We start from the raw sequence: 14,528 nt of genomic DNA, 5'->3' as shown, positions 1-14,528 counted from the left end.
GGTCGACCGCCTCCGTCCGGCGGAGGCGGCCCGAGGGTCAGATGAAGCTATCGTCGTCGCCGCCGAAATCGTCGCCGCCGAAGAAGCTGCCGTCATCGCCGGAGTCGTAGCCGTTGTCGGCATAGCTCTCGTCCTGGGCGAAGTGCTCTTCCGGCGCGGCGTGCTCCTCGGCCGGCGCGCTCGCCACGTGCTCGTCGTTGCCGTCGAACATGTTCATCAGCATGTTGCCCAGCACCATGCCGCCGGCTACGCCGGCCGCGGTCTGCAATGCACCGGACATGAAGCCGCCGGCACCGGAGGCGGCGCGCTGGCCGAAGCCCGGTTGCTGGCCATAGGCGGGCTGCTGGCCGAAGCCCGGCTGCTGGCCGAAACCGCCACGACCGGGCACGCCCGGCTCCTGCCAGCCACCGGCCCGCGCCGGTTGCTGAGTACTGACCGGCTGACGCGCGGGCTGCTGGGGCTCGCTGCGCCCGCCGCCGAACAGGCCGGAGAGGAAGCCGCCGCTGCTCTGCTGAGGTGCGGCACTCTGCTTCTGCTTCAGCTCCTCGATCTGCGCTTCCAGTTCCTTGACGCGGGCATCGAGCTGCTTGAGGGCGTTCTCCTGCACGAGGATCGCCTGGGCCATGTAGTAGGGAGCAGCCGGCTGCCGGGAGACGTATTCCTTGATCAGCGACTCGGCCTGCGCATCGCGGGGTGCGGATTGGCCTTCAACGTCGCGCAGTCGCGAAAAGAGTCCATCGATCAGCTTCTGTTCTTCAGATTGCATGGTTCATCTCTTGATGAGGTTGCCAAAAATTCAGATCGCCGGGCGTGGCCATTGCGTCATATCTGGTCGCAAGACTAATGCCGCCATTTTCCTCCGTCAAAACGCGCCTATTACAAAAATTTTCTACAAATGAATATTCGAGAGAAAGTAACAATGGGTAATAAAAGCATGCAGACGGGATGACGCTCGAGGCTTGTTCCCTACCCGACACCGATGCGTTCCAGCTTGTGCCGAACGATACAGGCTTGCCTATCTTTCATCGCTAAATCAACGAGTTATCCTTGCGGCATATGCCTTGCTTGTTGACGGACTCAACGAACGAGAGGCTGCCGCGGCATGAAACTTCTTATCGAGCGAACATATGTGGAGGCATTGGCCGATGCCTTTCCCGAGTTGTCGGCGCTGAAACAGCAATTGAAGTTCGGCAACCGCGCCGAAGTTGTATTAGATCGTCTGACAACGGCGCAACTGGAGCATCTGCACGGGCTGTATGTCGCCTCCGGCCCGGCCATGGAAGTCCGCGCCGCTCAGCTGGCCACCCTCGGGCGGGCACTGCATGACGGCGGCGAACGCTTCGGCGAGGGCGATCTGGAGCGCCTGGTGCCTTCCGTGGCCGAATTCCTGCTCCGCGGCGCGATCCGCGGCTGGCTGTTCCGCGTCAACGCCGCGGGCAAGCCGATCGCCTACCTAGTGTCGCGCATCGACTTCACCCCGCCGGGGGAAGAGGAAACCGGGCGCATCCTGATCGACCTGAAAGCCAACTCCATGGCTCGGATCGTCTCCCAGACCCTCACCATTCTCGAGCGGGACATCCACGGCAAGACCATCGCCGAGATCTTCCTGGCCAAGGGCTTCCTCAAGGAAACCGCCGAGCTGATCGCCGCCTACGATCGCTCCAGCCGGCGCTTTTTCGAATGGCGCTCGGACTACGGCCGGCAGTTCTCGGCCAGGGGCACCGGCATCTTCGCCGAGGACCCGAGCGCCACCCATCGCCATACCGACTGGGCGCGCAAGGACGTGGTGGTGCTGTCCTCCTCGGGCGGCAGCGCGCGCCTGGTCAACGACGAGGAGATCATCAAGGATCGCGCCCTGGTGCACGACGCCACCGGCGACGTGCTCGGCAAGTACCTGCGCAAGGCCGGGCGCAGCATGAAGTACGACGAGAAGGTGGAGAAAGCCGCCGAATCGCTCCGGGCCGACATCCCCGAGGGCCTGTTCGCCGAGCTGCCGGTGCATGGCTACATCCTGATGTTCCACCTGGAGCTGCACCACCACCTGTGGGTCCACGTGGACGACATGCAGCCCTACGTCTACCAGCCGGAGCTCAAGGACAAGCTGATCCTGCCGCCGGAGCAGACCGACCTGATCGACATCCTCACCGCCGAGATGGACCTGCTGATGGACGACATCGTCGAGGGCAAGTCCGGCGGCACCACGGTGCTCTGCGCCGGCCCGCCCGGGGTCGGCAAGACCCTCACCGCCGAGGTCTATTCGGAGATCATCAAGCGCCCGCTGTACCGCGTGCATTCCGGGCAGTTGGGCCTGAGCGTCGCGGAGATGGAGAAGACCCTCAAAGACACCCTGACCCGTGCCCAGCGCTGGGGCGCGGTGATGCTGATCGACGAGGCCGACGTGTACATCAAGCGCCGCGACGACAACATCACCGCCAACGCTGTGGTCGGGGTGTTCCTGCGCGTGCTGGAGTACTTCAACGGGCTGCTGTTCCTCACCACCAACCGGGTCGACGACATCGACGAGGCGGTGATCTCCCGCTGCATCGCCCTGATCAAGTACCACCCGCCCGGGCTGGAGGATCGCCGGCGGATCTGGGCGGTGATGACCGAGCAGTTCGGCCTCGCTCTCGAACCCGGTCTGGTCGAGCGGCTGGCCGAGCTCTTCCCCGCGGCCAGCGGGCGCGACATCAAGGGGCTGGCCAAGCTGGTGGCCAAGTATTGCCACCACAAGGCGGTGGCGCCGACCCTGGCGGTGTTCGAGCGCTGCAGCATCTTCCGCGGCATGGACATGGGCGAATCCGGCTGACGGTGGTTCCATCAGAACCTCGCCGGCCTGCGGCCGTCTTATCGGATACCCCGACAAGCAGCCGGCGAACGCCATGAAGATCAGGTTTCTCAGCGAGGATGAAGAAGAACTGCGCGAGGTGCGCCGGCTCCTCGCGCCCAGCGGCGTGGAGATCCTGCCCTGCAAGCTCGCGGTCGAGGAGCTACAGACCCAGGACATGCAGCGGCTGGTCAGCGACAAGCTGCTCGCGGCCTTCAAGCTGATCGGCAAGCCGGTGTTCGTCGAGCACACCGGCCTGCTGGTGAACAGCCTGAACGGCTTTCCCGGCGGGCTGACGCGCACCGTTCTCGACCAACTGCCGGCGGAACGCTTCGTCGAGCTGATCGGCAAGCTGGACGACCCGACGGCCGAGGCCAGGACCCTGATCGGCTACTGCGACGGGCGCAAGAAGTACTTCTTCGAGGGCAGCGTCGCCGGCCGCATCGCCTCGCAGCCGGGCGGCGACAGCGAGCTGCAGTGGGAGCGGGTGTTCATTCCCGAAGGCTGCGAGGGCACCTGCGCCGAGCTGGAAGACGAGCAGCGGCTGACCATGCGACGCCAGGCCCTGGAGGCCTTCGCCAGCTTCCTGCGGGAGCACTAGACGGTCATGGAAAAGCTCATGGAGGCCTACCGCCAGAAACGCCTGATCCTCTTCGTCGGCTCGGGAGTCTCCGCCAACATCGGCCTGCCGCCGTGGCGCCAGCTGATCGAAGAGATCGCCCTGCAGCTCGACTACGACCCGGACGTCTTCGACACCTACGGCAACTTCCTCTCCCTGGCCGAGTACTACCGGATCAGGAAGGGCAACATCGGCCCGCTGCGCAGCTGGATGGACCGCGAGTGGCACAAGGACATCGACATCCGCGACTCGGAGATCCACCGCCTGATCGTTCACGGCCGCTTTCCCGCCATCTACACCACCAACTACGACCGCTGGCTGGAGAACGCCCACGACGCCTACCAGGTCGACTACGTCAAGATCGCCAACGCCAGCGACCTGGCCAAGGCCCGCGACGGGGTGCGCCAGATCGTCAAGTTCCATGGCGATTTCGACGACGACGCCTCGCTGGTGATGGACGAGACCAGCTACTACGAGCGTCTGCAGTTCGAGACGCCGCTGGACATCAAGCTGCGCGCCGACACCCTGAGCAAGGCGGTGCTGTTCATCGGCTACAGCCTCTCGGATACCAACATCCGCCTTCTGTTCCACAAGCTGTCGAAGATCTGGCGCAAGCACGAGACCCTCGGCGTGCGACCAATCTCCTACGTGTTCACCCACAAGCCCAACCCGGTGCAGGAGGAAATCCTCAGCCAGTGGGGCATCCGCATGCTCTATTCGGAGGACGACGACGAGCCTGGCCTGGCGCTGAAGAACTTCCTCAAGGCGCTGGTCGAAGGCTGAGGGCGCGCCGAACGGACCGGCGGACGGCCGTCGCGCCCGCGGGCATGACCCAGCTCAACGCCTCCCGCCGCGTCAGCGGCAATAGTAGGCGCCTTGCAGAAATCAGGAGCCATTCCATGAGCACCCCCTACCAACTGCTCGGCGGCGAAGAAGGCGTGCGCCGCCTGTGCAACGCCTTCTACGACAACCTGGAGCGCCTGCCGGAAGCCGCGGACATCCGCGCCATGCATGCCGAGGACACCGCGCCGATCCGCCAGAAGCTGTTCGAGTACCTCTCCGGCTGGCTGGGCGGCCCGCACCTGTACGCGATCAAATACGGCACCATGTGCATGAGCGGCCCGCACAGCCCCTTCGCCATCGGCCCGAAAGAGCGCGACCAGTGGCTGCTGTGCATGGACAAGGCACTGGAAGACGTCGGCGCCAGCGAGGAAGTGAAGGCCATGATCGAGCCGCCGATGCAGCGGATCGCCAACGCCATCCGCAACCGCGACTCGTCCGATGCCGAGCCGGCCGCTGCCTGCTCGAGCTCCTGCAATCACGACCAATAGGTTCCCAGCGGATGTCCGAACCCGTATTCGGCGTCGGTGACGCCTCCTTCCGTGCCGCCGGCGGCAAACCCGGCATTGAGCGTCTGGTGGACGATTTCTACCGGATCATGGACGAATCCGACGTGGCGCCCAACGTCCGCTGCCTCTATCCGCAGGATCTGGCCGAGTCCCGCGAGCGCCTGGCCAGCTTCCTCTGCGGCTGGCTCGGCGGGCCGCGGTACTACGCGGAGAAGTACGGCTCGATCAGCGTGCCGCTGTTCCACCGCAGCTGGAGCATCGGCGAGCGGGAAAGCCGCGAATGGCTCGCCTGCATGGATCAGGCCATCGCCCGCCAACCCTATTCCAAGGCGTTCGCCGACTACCTCCTGGCGCAGTTGTGCGTGCCGGCCCTGCGTATCGTGCAGGCCAACCCGCAGCAACAGGCCGACCGGTAGGGCGCGGGAGGCTCAGGCTGCCGCGCCCCAGGCGTCGAAGGGATCGGCCAGGGCGCGCCAGCCCTCCTCGCCCAGCGCCATCTCGGCATCCGTCAGCAGGCAGGCGTCGAGTTCGGCCTCCAGGCGCGCGAAGTCGATGTTCTGGCCGATGAACACCAGCTCCTGGCGGCAATCGCCGTACTCCCCGCTCCAATGGCAGCGAATCGCCTGCCGGCTCTCCTCGTCCTGCGGCCAGTGCTCCTGCGGCACGAAGCGCCACCAGTTGCCGGCGTAACCGTAGCGCATCAGGCCGCCGGCCTGCGACCAACTGCCCGCATCCTCGATGCGGCTGGCCAGCCAGAACCAGCCCTTGGAGCGCAGCAGGCGGCCGTTGCTCCACTCCCGGTCGAGGAAGTCGAAGAAGCGCCGCGGATGAAACGGCCGGCGCGCGCGGTAGGCCGTGGAGGCGATGCCGTACTCCTCGGTTTCCGGCACCTGCTCGCCGCGCAGCGCCTTGAGCCAGCCCGGCGCCTGGGCGGCGCGCTCGAAGTCGAAGCGGCCGGTGTCGAGGATCTTCGCCAGCGGCACCCGGCCCATGACCATCGACAGCACCTCAGCCTGGGGATTGAAGCGGGCGAGGATCGCCAGCAACTCCTCGCGCTCGGCCGTGGAGATCAGGTCGATCTTGCTGAGCAGGATCACGTCGGCGAACTCCACCTGGTCGATCAGCAGGTCGGTGATCGAGCGCTCGTCGTCCTCGCCCAGGCTTTCGCCGCGACTGGCCAGGGAGTCGGCCTCGTGAAAATCGCGCAGGAAGTTCACCCCGTCGACCACGGTGACCAGGGTGTCCAGGCGCGCCAGGTCGGACAGGCTCTGGCCCCACTCGTCGCGGAAGGTGAAGGTCTCGGCCACCGGCAGCGGCTCGGCGATGCCGGTGGATTCGATCAGCAGGTAGTCGAAGCGACCCTCGCGGGCCAGCCGGGCGACCTCCTCCAGCAGATCCTCGCGCAGGGTGCAGCAGATGCAGCCGTTGCTCATCTCCACCAGCTTCTCCTCGGCGCGGTTGAGGCTGACATCGCGCCGGACCTGACTGCCGTCGATGTTGATTTCGCTCATGTCGTTGACGATCACCGCGACGCGCAGGCCGGCACGGTTCTTCAGCACGTGGTTGAGCAGCGTGCTCTTGCCGGCTCCGAGGAAGCCGGAGAGGACGGTGACGGGAAGACGCTGGTTCATCGGAGACCTCGACTGGACAGTGGCACACATGCAATAGTTATAACATAACATTTTAACCGCCCAATCGCCGGATGCCCCATGCCCGTCTCGCCCCTGCCGGATATCGCCACGCAAAGCCCACCTCTCGACCTGCCGCTAGACTGGGTCGGCATGGACGGCATCGCCCTGCCGATTCGGCTGCACGGCCGGAGCATTGCCGCCCGCGTCGGCGCCGGGGTCAGCCTGGACGCCGCCGAGGCGCGCGGCATCCACATGTCGCGCCTGTATCTGGCACTGCACCGGTTGGAAACGGAGGAATTGACGCCGGCGCTGCTGCGGGGCGTGCTGGAGGAATTCCTCGCCAGCCAGCGCGGGCTGTCCCGCCGTGCCAGCCTGGAGCTGCGCGGCGAGGCGCTGCTGCAGCGGCCGGCGCTGGTCAGCCCCCTGAGCGGCTGGAAGGCCTATCCCTTCGTCGTGCACGGCCAACTGGACGCCGAAGGCCTGCGACTGGAGCTGGAAGTGGAGATCGGCTACTCGTCCACCTGTCCCTGTTCGGCGGCGCTGGCGCGGCAGCTGATTCAGCAGCGCTTTAGCGAGGACTTCGCCGGCAACCCCCTGGAGTCGGAGGACGTCCTCGCCTGGCTGGGCAGCACCCGGGGCATCCTCGCCACGCCGCACAGCCAGCGCAGCAGCGCCCGGCTGCGGGTGCGCCTGGCAGCCGATAGCGATCAGCTGCCCCTGGCCGAGCTGATCGAGCGCGCCGAAGCAGCCCTGGGCACCGCCCTGCAGACCGCGGTCAAGCGCGCCGACGAGCAGGCCTTCGCCCTGGCCAACGGGCAAAATCTGATGTTCTGCGAGGACGCGGCCCGCCGCCTGCACGTCGCTCTGATGGACCAACCGGGACTGGACGCCTTCCACCTGCGGGTGGTGCACGCCGAGAGCCTGCACGCCCACGACGCGGTAGCGCAAAGCGGGTGGCAGCGGGAGTCCGCGGCGGCTAGAGGCGGGCCCCCGACAGCTCGATGATCTCGTCGGTGATCTCGTCCTGGCGCACCCGGCGGTACTCGGCCTGCAGTTCGCCGCGGCGCTGCTCGATGTTGCCCTGGGCGACCACCATGGCCTGCATGCGCGCCTCGTTCTCCGCGGCGAAGGCCAGCACCAGCGCCTCGCACAGTTCGGCGTAGACGTACTCCTCGGCCAGGCCGGCGATCAGTTGCGCCGGCGCCAGACTGATCAGCGGCGGCTGGCTGCGCTGCGCCACCGGGAAGCGCGAATAGTCGAACGGCAGCAGCGGCCGGGCCACCACCTCCTGGCGCCCGGCCTCGCCCGGCAGCATGTGCACCACCGTCACCCGCGTCAGGCGGCCGCCGTCCAGACGGGCGTAGAGCGCCTCGGCGATGCTTCCGGCCAGGGCCTGGACCTCGTCGAGATGCACCATCATGGGCGCAGTCCACTCCGGCTTCAGCCCGCGCTGCGCGGCGGTCATCTCGCCGCGCTCGCCGACCAGCAGCAGTCCCGCAGCCGCCCCGTCGAGCTCGTGCGCCGCCACTTCCAGCACCCGTTCGTTGTAGCCGCCGGCGAAGCCCTGCTCGGCGCACAGCGCCAGAACCAGGCGCTGACCGGCGCCGTCGCCCGTTCCGGCGGGGCGCTGCGGCTCGGGCAGCAGGGCCAGGGCTTCGCCGATGGCAGTTCCCAGGGTCGCGGCATAGGCGCGCACGCCGCCCAGCCGCTGCCTGGCTTCCAGCGAGCGGGCCGCGGCGATGCTGCGCATGGCGGAAACCACCACGCCCAGCTCGCATGTGGTCCCCAGGTGAGCGGCGACCTCGCCGAGGCGGCCGCTCATGCCTTGGCTTCCGCCAGGTCGGCGCAGAGCTCGGTGACCTGCTCGACCAGGCCGGCGCGGCCGGCTTCGTCCAGTACCCCGCCCTGCTCCAGGCGGCGCACCGCTTCCGCCGCCCGGGCGTCGAGCCAGGCGGCCAAGCGGGGACGCAGCGCCGCCAGCAGCTGCGGCGGATGGGCATCGAACACCCCGGCGGCGAGCGCCGCCAGCAGCGCCACCTGATCGACCAGGCGCAGGGCGGCGTAACGCGGCTGGGCGAGCAGCGCGCGGCTGCGTTCGCCGCGGACGATCTGCTGGCGCACCCGGCTGTCGCCGAGGCCGCCGAAGCGGGTGAACATCTCCAGTTCGAGGAACTGCGAATAGTCCAGCCGCACCCGCCCGGACACCTCGCGCAGCGCGCGCGGCTGGGCCTTGCCGCCGACCCGGCTGACCGACAGGCCGACGTCCACAGCCGGGTGCTGGTTGGAGGCGGCCAGGTGGCTGTCGAGGACGATCTGCCCATCGGTGATGGAGATCAGGTTGGTGGGAATGTAGGACGCCAGGTTGCCGGCCTCGGTCTGGGCGATCGGCAGGGCGGTCAGCGAGCCGCCGCCCAGTTCCGGCGCCAGCTTGGCGGCGCGTTCCAGCAACCGGGCGTGCAGGTAGAAGATGTCGCCGGGATAGGCCTCGCGCCCCGGCGGTTCGTGGGTCAGCAGCGCCAGTTCGCGGTGGGTGGCGGCGTGCTTGGTCAGGTCGTCGATGACGATCAGCGCGTGCTGGCCGCGGTCGCGGAAATACTCGGCGATGCTGAAGCCGGCGAAGGGCGCCGCCCATTGCAGGCCGGGAGCCGACGCCGCGGGGGCGACGACGAACACGCAGCGCTCGGCAGCGCCGTGCTGGCGTACCGCCTCGATCGCCTGCTGCACGGCGCTGGCCCGCTGGCCGACCGCGACGTAGACGCAGATCAGCTCGGAATGCTTCTGGTTGACGATGGCATCGAGCGCCAGCGAGGTCTTGCCGGTGGCCCGGTCGCCGATGATCAGCTCGCGCTGGCCGCGGCCGATGGCGAACAGCGCATCGACGATCAGCACGCCGGTGGCCACCGGCTCGCTGACCAGGTCGCGCTCGATGATCGCCGGTGCCGGTCGCTCGATCGGCAGCCAGCTCTCGGCCGCCACCGGCTCGTCGCGGTCCAGCGGCCGGCCGAGGGCGTCGACCACCCGGCCGAGAAGGCCGGGGCCGACCGGGACCCGCATCACTTCGCCGGTCCTGCGCACCTCGGAGCCGGCGGCGATGCCGCTGCCGTCGTCGAGCAGCACCACGCCGATGCGTTCGCTGTCCAGGGTCAGGGCGAAGCCGAGGCTACCGTCGGCGAAGCGCAGCAGTTCGTTGAGGCACACGCCCGGCAGCCCGGACACCTGGGCGATGCCGTCGGCGATCCGCTCGACCCGGCCGATCTCGCCGGCTTCCGGCTCCAGCGCGGTACGCGCCAACACCTCGCGGCTGCGCTCCAGCCAGGCGTCGGCGGCGGCTTCAGACAGGGGTGGCGTCATGCTGGCTCAACTCCATGTTCAGGCGCGCCAGATCGGCGCGGAAGCTGTTGCGCACCACGGCGCTGCCGCCTTCCAGCTCGAGGCCGGCGATCAGCCCCGGCTCGACGGCCAGGTTCAGCTCGGGAGCCCGGCCCAGCGCCCGGGCCAGCGCCCGGCGGCACTCCTCCAGCTCCCCGTCGGCCAGCGCCCGCGGCGCGAGCAGGGTCAAGGGCCCGGTCTCGGCGGCCAGAGCCTGGCGCACGGCCGGCGGCAGGCGGTCGAGGCCGGTCGCCAGACCGTCGATGAAGGGACCGACGCGCACGCTGTCCGGCAAGCGCCCGAGAAGCCGCGCGGCGACGTCCAGGGCCAGCCGGGTGGCGCGCTGCTCGGCGAGCGCCTGGGCACTGCGCTGCTGCGCCGCCAGGGCCTGCTCCGCCCGGGCGCGCCGCTCTTCGACTTCGGCCTCGGCCTGCTCGAGCAGACGGGCGCGGATCGCCGCCACTTCCTGCTCCAGCGCCTGCAGCCCGGCGGCCCGCTGGCTGGCCTGCTCGTTGCGCTCGGCCTCGGCGGCAGCGCGCTGCGCTTCGGCGGCGTCGCGGGCCGCCGCCGCTTCGTCGAGCAGCCGGCCGGCGGCCTGCTGGCGTTCGGCGACGATCTTCGCCACCGGCTTGAAGAGAAAGCGCGACAGCAGCCAGACGAGGATGACTACGTTGATCGCCTGCAGGCCGAGGCTCCACCAATCCAGGGTCATGGGGCCTCGCTCAGTGGACGAAGGGGTTGGCGAACAGCAGCAGCACCGCCACCACCAGACAGTAGATGGCCATGGTCTCGATCATCGCCAGGCCGACGAACAGGGTGCGCGACAGGCTGCCGGCGGCTTCCGGCTGGCGCGCGATGGCGTCCATAGCCGCGGCCACCGCCCGCCCCTCGGCGAAGGCCGGGCCGATGGCGCCGAAGCTGACGGCGACGGCCGCGGCGATGATGCTGACGATCTCGATCAGGTTGTCCATGCAACTACTCCTTGCTCTCGGAATGCGGGCGGGCGGCGTCCTGCACGGCAGCGCCGATGAAGACCATCGCCAGCACGCTGAAGATGTAGGCCTGGATCGCCCCGGTGAGCAGATCCAGCGCCATGAAGGGAATCGGCACCAGGAGACCGGCCAGCGACAGGGCGATGCCCAGCACGAACACGCCGCTCATGATGTTGCCGAACAGCCGCACGATCAGCGAGAAGGTGCGGGTCAGCTGCTCGACGATGTTCAGCGGGATCATCACCCAGCTCGGCTCGGCGAAGGTGCGCAGGTAGCCCATCGGGCCGCGGGTCGCCACGCCGTAGCCGATGGAGGCGGCCAGCACGATCAGCGCCAGCGCGGCGTCGGTCTCCAGCTGGGCGGTGGGCGGCTCGATACCGGGGATCAGCTCGCTCCAGTTGGCTGCCAGGATGAACAGGAACAGCGTGCCGATCAGGGCACGGTACGGCTCCGGCGAGACCTGCATGGTGGCGCGGATCTGCCCGTCGAGGGTCTCGACCAGCAGCTCCAGCACGCTCTGCCACTTCGACGGGCGCAGGCTCAAACGGCGGGTCAGCAGCCAGCTGCCGAGGCCGAGCAGTCCCAGCAGCAGCCAGGTCACCGCCACCGCCTTGCTCACCGGCACCGGCCCGAGCTGGAACAGGGTCTCGCTGACCAGGGGGGAATGGGTCATGCCGTCGCCCTCCGCCGCACCAGCCACTGCCGGGCCAGCAGCAGGCCCAGGGCGCCGGCCAGCACGGCGCCGATCCCCAGGCGGATCAGGCTGGCCAGCGCAGCGACGGTCAGCCCCAGGCGCAGCAGTTGCAGGCACAGGCCGACGGCGACCCGTCCCCCGGTGTAGAGGCGCAGGTTCAGCGCCAGCAGGGCGAAATGCCAGACGCCGGCGAGCAGGCCGACCAACAGTCCGGCGGCGAGTTGTCCGGCGATAGCGGGATTCATCAATCACTCCTTCATTGACGGTGCATCCAGCGCCAGGCCGACCACAGGCCGACGGCGGCGCCGAGGAACAGCAGCGCGGCGGAGAACGTCACGCCGGTGCCAAGCAGACGATCGAGCCAGCGGCCGAGCAGCAGGCCGATCAGCAGCGGCACCACGATGGCCCAGCCGAGCACGCCGATCTGCCCCAGCCGGCGTCCCAGCGACGGCTCCGGATCCGTGCGCGCCTGCTCCTCCCGGCGCAGTGCACGGCGAGCGGCGGCGTCCATGCTGCGGTCGGTCTTCTCGTCCGGTTGCATCAGGGTTCTCCCTCGGGATTGAACGGCGTCTCGCCTTCGGCGCGCAGGTAGCGCACCAGCTGGCGTACCGCACGGGTATGCAGGCGCAGATGCTCAACCCGCGCCCGGCGGGCGCTGTCGCGTTGCGCCTCGCGCGCCTCCTGGACGCGTGCGGCTAGCTCGTCGAGACGTTCGCCGACGATGCCCTCGCGGCAGGCGATGCGCAGTTCGCCGCCGCTCAGGCTGAGCACACCGCCGCGCACCGCACAGTAGCCCCGCTCGCCGCTGGCGCGGCGCCAGCGCAGCACGGTGGGTTCGAGCACGGTGAGGTAGTCGACGTGGCCGGGCAGCAGGCCGAAGCCGCCGCTGGCGTCCTCGCCGCGCAGGGACACCACGTCGGCGCAGTCGACGAGGATCTGCTGCGGCGTGGCGATCAGCAGGTGCAGGGGCGCGCTCACGGCCGGCCCCCGGCCTGGCGGGCCGCCTCTTCCTTGGCGCGGGCCTCGTCGAGGGTGCCGACCATGTACAGCGAGCTCTCCTGCCAGTCGTCGCACTCGCCGGCGAGGATCGCCCGGCAGCCGGCCAGGGTATCGGCCAGCGCCACCGAGCGCCCCGGCAGGCCGGTGAAGGCTTCGGTGACGGCGAACGGCTGGGTCAGGAAGCGCTGCAGGCGACGAGCCCGGCCGACGATGCGGCGGTCCTCGACGCCCAGCTCCTCGATGCCGAGCAGGGCGATCACATCCTGCAGACTTCGGTAATGCTCGATGACCCGGCGCACCTCGGTGGCCACGGCGACGTGCGCCTCGCCGACCACCAGCGGATCGAGCTGGAGCGACGAGGAGGCGATCGGATCGACCGCGGGGTACATGCCCTGGGCAGCCATCGCCCGCGACAGCACCACCATGCTGTCGACGTGGGCGGCCAGAGCGGTCACCCCGGGATCGGTGAAATCATCGGCGGGCACGTAGACCGCCTCGATGGCGGTCACCGCCACCCCGTCGCGGGAGACGATGCGCTCCTGCAACGCCGCCACCTCGTCGGCCAGGGTCGGCTGGTAGCCGACCCGCGACGGCAGCCGGCCGAGCAGGCCCGAGACCTCGGCGCCGGCCTGAACGAAGCGGAACACGTTGTCCATCAGCAGCAGCACGTTCTGCCGGCGCTCGTCGCGGAAGTATTCGGCGATGCTCAGGGCGGTCAGCGGCACCCGCCAGCGCGCCCCGGGCGGCTCGTTCATCTGCCCGTAGACCAGCACGGTGTGCTCGAGCACACCGGAGCCGCGCATGTCGAGGAGCAGCTCGTGGCCCTCGCGGGAGCGCTCGCCGACCCCGGCGAACACCGAGATACCCCGATAGCGCTCGACCATGGCGTGGATCAGCTCCATCACCAGCACCGTCTTGCCGACCCCGGCGCCGCCGAACATCGCGGCCTTGCCGCCCTGCCCGAGCGGGGTCAGCAGGTCGATGACCTTGATGCCGGTGGCGAACAGCTCTCGGCTGACGCTCTGCGCCGCCAGCGGCGGCGGCGCGCGGTGGATTGGCCGGCGCGGCACGTCGGCGGGCAGGGCCGCGCCCTTGTCGCCGATCTCGCCGCTGACGTTCAGCAGCCGGCCGAGCACCGCCTCGCCCACCGGCACCGTCAGCGGCCCGCCGAGCGCGCGCACCAGGCCGCCGCGCGGCAGGCCGGCGGTCTCGGCGAAGGCGATGGCGCGAACCCGCCGGGTGTCGAGATGCGCCTGCACCTCGGCGAGCAGCGGCGCCTTGTCGTCGCGCAGGATGGCCAGGGCATCGCCGATCGGCGGCAGGGTGGCGATGAAGATCACATCGATCACCGCGCCGCGCACGGCGTCGACTCGGCCTTCGAGAACTGCGGACATGCCTTCTCCTTGTACGGCGGGAGCAATCTCTTTGCGAATACTGACCAATGCCCGTCGGCTCTCGCAAGGGCTCTATGCCGAGGGCTTCCCCCGGAAAACGACGGACAAACGCGGTGCGGAAATGATGCCAAGCATTTCACACTCAAGTTTTAATTTAGGTCATAATGCCAGCAGATTCCGTCAAGCCCGTCTGGACAGGAGCGTGAGTCGGTGAGCACCACGAAACCGGCCAGAACTGATCGCTCGCACATAGCCTACCTGCTGTGCGCCGGCCTGCTGGTCAACGCCCTCGTTTGCAGCTTCAACCACGCGACCCACGTGGGGCTCGGCCTGCTTCTCGGCAAGGGCGCCTTCTGCCTGGCCGACAACCCGGCCGGAACCGACGATCCCCCGCCGGCGGCCCTGCTCACCGCCGCACCGGACCTGCCGATCAACTGTCCCTTATGCCACCCGGTCACCCTGAACATCGCCCTGCTGCTCTGCCTGGGCTGGCTGCTGCTGCGTGGATGCATCGGCACCGTGCGCCTGCCGCCGGAGCGACGGGCCAAGTCCCCGCCCCGCTACGCCTGGCCCAGCCTAAACCCGAGGGCCTCTCCGGCACTATCCATCTGACGCATCGACACGCCCGACGGGCTCTTGCGCGATTGCCAGAACTCT

At 68.9% G+C, this 14,528-nt stretch carries 18 protein-coding genes; 7 read left to right on the top strand and 11 right to left on the bottom strand.

Annotation, left to right across the window (positions count from 1 at the left end; genetic code table 11):
• Positions 1-37: 37 nt before the first annotated feature.
• On the bottom strand, positions 38-766 hold the full coding sequence (locus ACFOJE_RS19785; RefSeq protein ID WP_377816648.1) for a DUF2076 domain-containing protein: 729 nt from the start codon (positions 764-766) through the stop codon (positions 38-40).
• Positions 767-1,102: 336 nt separating this feature from the next.
• Between ACFOJE_RS19785 and ACFOJE_RS19780 the strand changes: the two genes are divergently transcribed.
• The 5 genes from ACFOJE_RS19780 (at position 1,103) to ACFOJE_RS19760 (ending at position 5,208) form a co-directional block, all read left to right on the top strand.
• Positions 1,103-2,806, top strand: a complete 1,704-nt coding sequence (locus ACFOJE_RS19780) for an AAA family ATPase (protein WP_377816646.1) — start codon at positions 1,103-1,105, stop codon at positions 2,804-2,806.
• Positions 2,807-2,879: 73 nt separating this feature from the next.
• A complete protein-coding gene (locus ACFOJE_RS19775) occupies positions 2,880-3,425 on the top strand; it encodes a non-canonical purine NTP pyrophosphatase (RefSeq protein WP_377816644.1) in 546 nt (181 codons plus the stop codon).
• A gap of 6 nt (positions 3,426-3,431) precedes the next feature.
• Positions 3,432-4,226: an SIR2 family protein gene (locus ACFOJE_RS19770; RefSeq protein WP_377816642.1), complete on the top strand. Its 795-nt coding sequence runs from the start codon at positions 3,432-3,434 to the stop codon at positions 4,224-4,226.
• 116 nt (positions 4,227-4,342) lie between these two features.
• Positions 4,343-4,774 carry a group II truncated hemoglobin gene (locus tag ACFOJE_RS19765; RefSeq protein WP_377816640.1) on the top strand — a complete coding sequence of 144 codons (432 nt, stop codon included), beginning with the start codon at positions 4,343-4,345 and terminating at the stop codon, positions 4,772-4,774.
• Between the two features lie 11 nt (positions 4,775-4,785).
• On the top strand, positions 4,786-5,208 hold the full coding sequence (locus ACFOJE_RS19760; protein ID WP_377816638.1) for a group II truncated hemoglobin: 423 nt from the start codon (positions 4,786-4,788) through the stop codon (positions 5,206-5,208).
• A 12-nt stretch (positions 5,209-5,220) separates the two neighbouring features.
• Here the strand turns inward: ACFOJE_RS19760 and zigA are convergent, their stop codons facing one another.
• Positions 5,221-6,423 (bottom strand): zinc metallochaperone GTPase ZigA, encoded by a 1,203-nt coding sequence (zigA, locus tag ACFOJE_RS19755; protein ID WP_377816636.1) that lies wholly within the window; start codon positions 6,421-6,423, stop codon positions 5,221-5,223.
• A gap of 78 nt (positions 6,424-6,501) precedes the next feature.
• Between zigA and folE2 the strand changes: the two genes are divergently transcribed.
• Positions 6,502-7,428 (top strand): GTP cyclohydrolase FolE2, encoded by a 927-nt coding sequence (folE2, locus tag ACFOJE_RS19750; protein ID WP_377816634.1) that lies wholly within the window; start codon positions 6,502-6,504, stop codon positions 7,426-7,428.
• Here the strand turns inward: folE2 and ACFOJE_RS19745 are convergent.
• Genes ACFOJE_RS19745 through atpD form a run of 9 tightly spaced genes read right to left on the bottom strand, consistent with a single transcriptional unit; the run spans position 7,400 to position 13,871 of the window.
• A complete protein-coding gene (locus ACFOJE_RS19745) occupies positions 7,400-8,245 on the bottom strand; it encodes a F0F1 ATP synthase subunit gamma (protein WP_377816632.1) in 846 nt (281 codons plus the stop codon). The genes folE2 and ACFOJE_RS19745 overlap by 29 nt on opposite strands.
• Complete coding sequence (locus ACFOJE_RS19740; RefSeq protein WP_377816630.1) at positions 8,242-9,774, bottom strand: F0F1 ATP synthase subunit alpha; 1,533 nt, start codon at positions 9,772-9,774, stop codon at positions 8,242-8,244. The genes ACFOJE_RS19745 and ACFOJE_RS19740 overlap by 4 nt, the downstream gene beginning before the upstream one ends.
• Entirely contained in the window at positions 9,755-10,504 is a 750-nt protein-coding gene (locus tag ACFOJE_RS19735; RefSeq protein WP_377816628.1) for a F0F1 ATP synthase subunit B family protein, read from the bottom strand. Before ACFOJE_RS19735 ends, ACFOJE_RS19740 begins: the two co-directional genes overlap by 20 nt.
• A gap of 10 nt (positions 10,505-10,514) precedes the next feature.
• Positions 10,515-10,763, bottom strand: coding sequence for a F0F1 ATP synthase subunit C (locus ACFOJE_RS19730; RefSeq protein ID WP_377816626.1), 249 nt, complete (start codon positions 10,761-10,763; stop codon positions 10,515-10,517).
• 4 nt (positions 10,764-10,767) lie between these two features.
• Entirely contained in the window at positions 10,768-11,457 is a 690-nt protein-coding gene (locus ACFOJE_RS19725) for a F0F1 ATP synthase subunit A (RefSeq protein ID WP_377816625.1), read from the bottom strand.
• Complete coding sequence (locus ACFOJE_RS19720; protein ID WP_377816623.1) at positions 11,454-11,723, bottom strand: N-ATPase subunit AtpR; 270 nt, start codon at positions 11,721-11,723, stop codon at positions 11,454-11,456. The genes ACFOJE_RS19725 and ACFOJE_RS19720 overlap by 4 nt, the downstream gene beginning before the upstream one ends.
• An 11-nt stretch (positions 11,724-11,734) precedes the next feature.
• Complete coding sequence (locus ACFOJE_RS19715; RefSeq protein WP_377816621.1) at positions 11,735-12,019, bottom strand: AtpZ/AtpI family protein; 285 nt, start codon at positions 12,017-12,019, stop codon at positions 11,735-11,737.
• Positions 12,019-12,456 carry a F0F1 ATP synthase subunit epsilon gene (locus ACFOJE_RS19710; RefSeq protein ID WP_377816620.1) on the bottom strand — a complete coding sequence of 146 codons (438 nt, stop codon included), beginning with the start codon at positions 12,454-12,456 and terminating at the stop codon, positions 12,019-12,021. Before ACFOJE_RS19710 ends, ACFOJE_RS19715 begins: the two co-directional genes overlap by 1 nt.
• On the bottom strand, positions 12,453-13,871 hold the full coding sequence (atpD, locus tag ACFOJE_RS19705; RefSeq protein ID WP_377816618.1) for a F0F1 ATP synthase subunit beta: 1,419 nt from the start codon (positions 13,869-13,871) through the stop codon (positions 12,453-12,455). Before atpD ends, ACFOJE_RS19710 begins: the two co-directional genes overlap by 4 nt.
• Positions 13,872-14,081: 210 nt before the next feature.
• Here atpD and ACFOJE_RS19700 point away from each other — a divergent pair, with 210 nt between their 5' ends.
• Entirely contained in the window at positions 14,082-14,483 is a 402-nt protein-coding gene (locus ACFOJE_RS19700; protein ID WP_377816616.1) for a DUF2946 domain-containing protein, read from the top strand.
• Positions 14,484-14,528 lie beyond the last annotated feature (45 nt).

It is taken from the genome of Azotobacter bryophylli (genome assembly GCF_042643485.1).
GTDB classification, from domain to species: domain Bacteria; phylum Pseudomonadota; class Gammaproteobacteria; order Pseudomonadales; family Pseudomonadaceae; genus Azotobacter; species Azotobacter bryophylli.
The sequence above is the reverse complement of the archived record's forward strand: the minus strand, read 5'-3'. Positions and strand labels throughout refer to the sequence as shown.

Coding starts and splice junctions, on each gene's coding strand:
- ACFOJE_RS19785 (WP_377816648.1), bottom strand. CDS start 766: ATGCAATCTGAAGAACAGAAGCTGATCGATGGACTCTTTTCGCGACTG.
- ACFOJE_RS19780 (WP_377816646.1), top strand. CDS start 1,103: ATGAAACTTCTTATCGAGCGAACATATGTGGAGGCATTGGCCGATGCC.
- ACFOJE_RS19775 (WP_377816644.1), top strand. CDS start 2,880: ATGAAGATCAGGTTTCTCAGCGAGGATGAAGAAGAACTGCGCGAGGTG.
- ACFOJE_RS19770 (WP_377816642.1), top strand. CDS start 3,432: ATGGAAAAGCTCATGGAGGCCTACCGCCAGAAACGCCTGATCCTCTTC.
- ACFOJE_RS19765 (WP_377816640.1), top strand. CDS start 4,343: ATGAGCACCCCCTACCAACTGCTCGGCGGCGAAGAAGGCGTGCGCCGC.
- ACFOJE_RS19760 (WP_377816638.1), top strand. CDS start 4,786: ATGTCCGAACCCGTATTCGGCGTCGGTGACGCCTCCTTCCGTGCCGCC.
- zigA (WP_377816636.1), bottom strand. CDS start 6,423: ATGAACCAGCGTCTTCCCGTCACCGTCCTCTCCGGCTTCCTCGGAGCC.
- folE2 (WP_377816634.1), top strand. CDS start 6,502: ATGCCCGTCTCGCCCCTGCCGGATATCGCCACGCAAAGCCCACCTCTC.
- ACFOJE_RS19745 (WP_377816632.1), bottom strand. CDS start 8,245: ATGAGCGGCCGCCTCGGCGAGGTCGCCGCTCACCTGGGGACCACATGC.
- ACFOJE_RS19740 (WP_377816630.1), bottom strand. CDS start 9,774: ATGACGCCACCCCTGTCTGAAGCCGCCGCCGACGCCTGGCTGGAGCGC.
- ACFOJE_RS19735 (WP_377816628.1), bottom strand. CDS start 10,504: ATGACCCTGGATTGGTGGAGCCTCGGCCTGCAGGCGATCAACGTAGTC.
- ACFOJE_RS19730 (WP_377816626.1), bottom strand. CDS start 10,763: ATGGACAACCTGATCGAGATCGTCAGCATCATCGCCGCGGCCGTCGCC.
- ACFOJE_RS19725 (WP_377816625.1), bottom strand. CDS start 11,457: ATGACCCATTCCCCCCTGGTCAGCGAGACCCTGTTCCAGCTCGGGCCG.
- ACFOJE_RS19720 (WP_377816623.1), bottom strand. CDS start 11,723: ATGAATCCCGCTATCGCCGGACAACTCGCCGCCGGACTGTTGGTCGGC.
- ACFOJE_RS19715 (WP_377816621.1), bottom strand. CDS start 12,019: ATGCAACCGGACGAGAAGACCGACCGCAGCATGGACGCCGCCGCTCGC.
- atpD (WP_377816618.1), bottom strand. CDS start 13,871: ATGTCCGCAGTTCTCGAAGGCCGAGTCGACGCCGTGCGCGGCGCGGTG.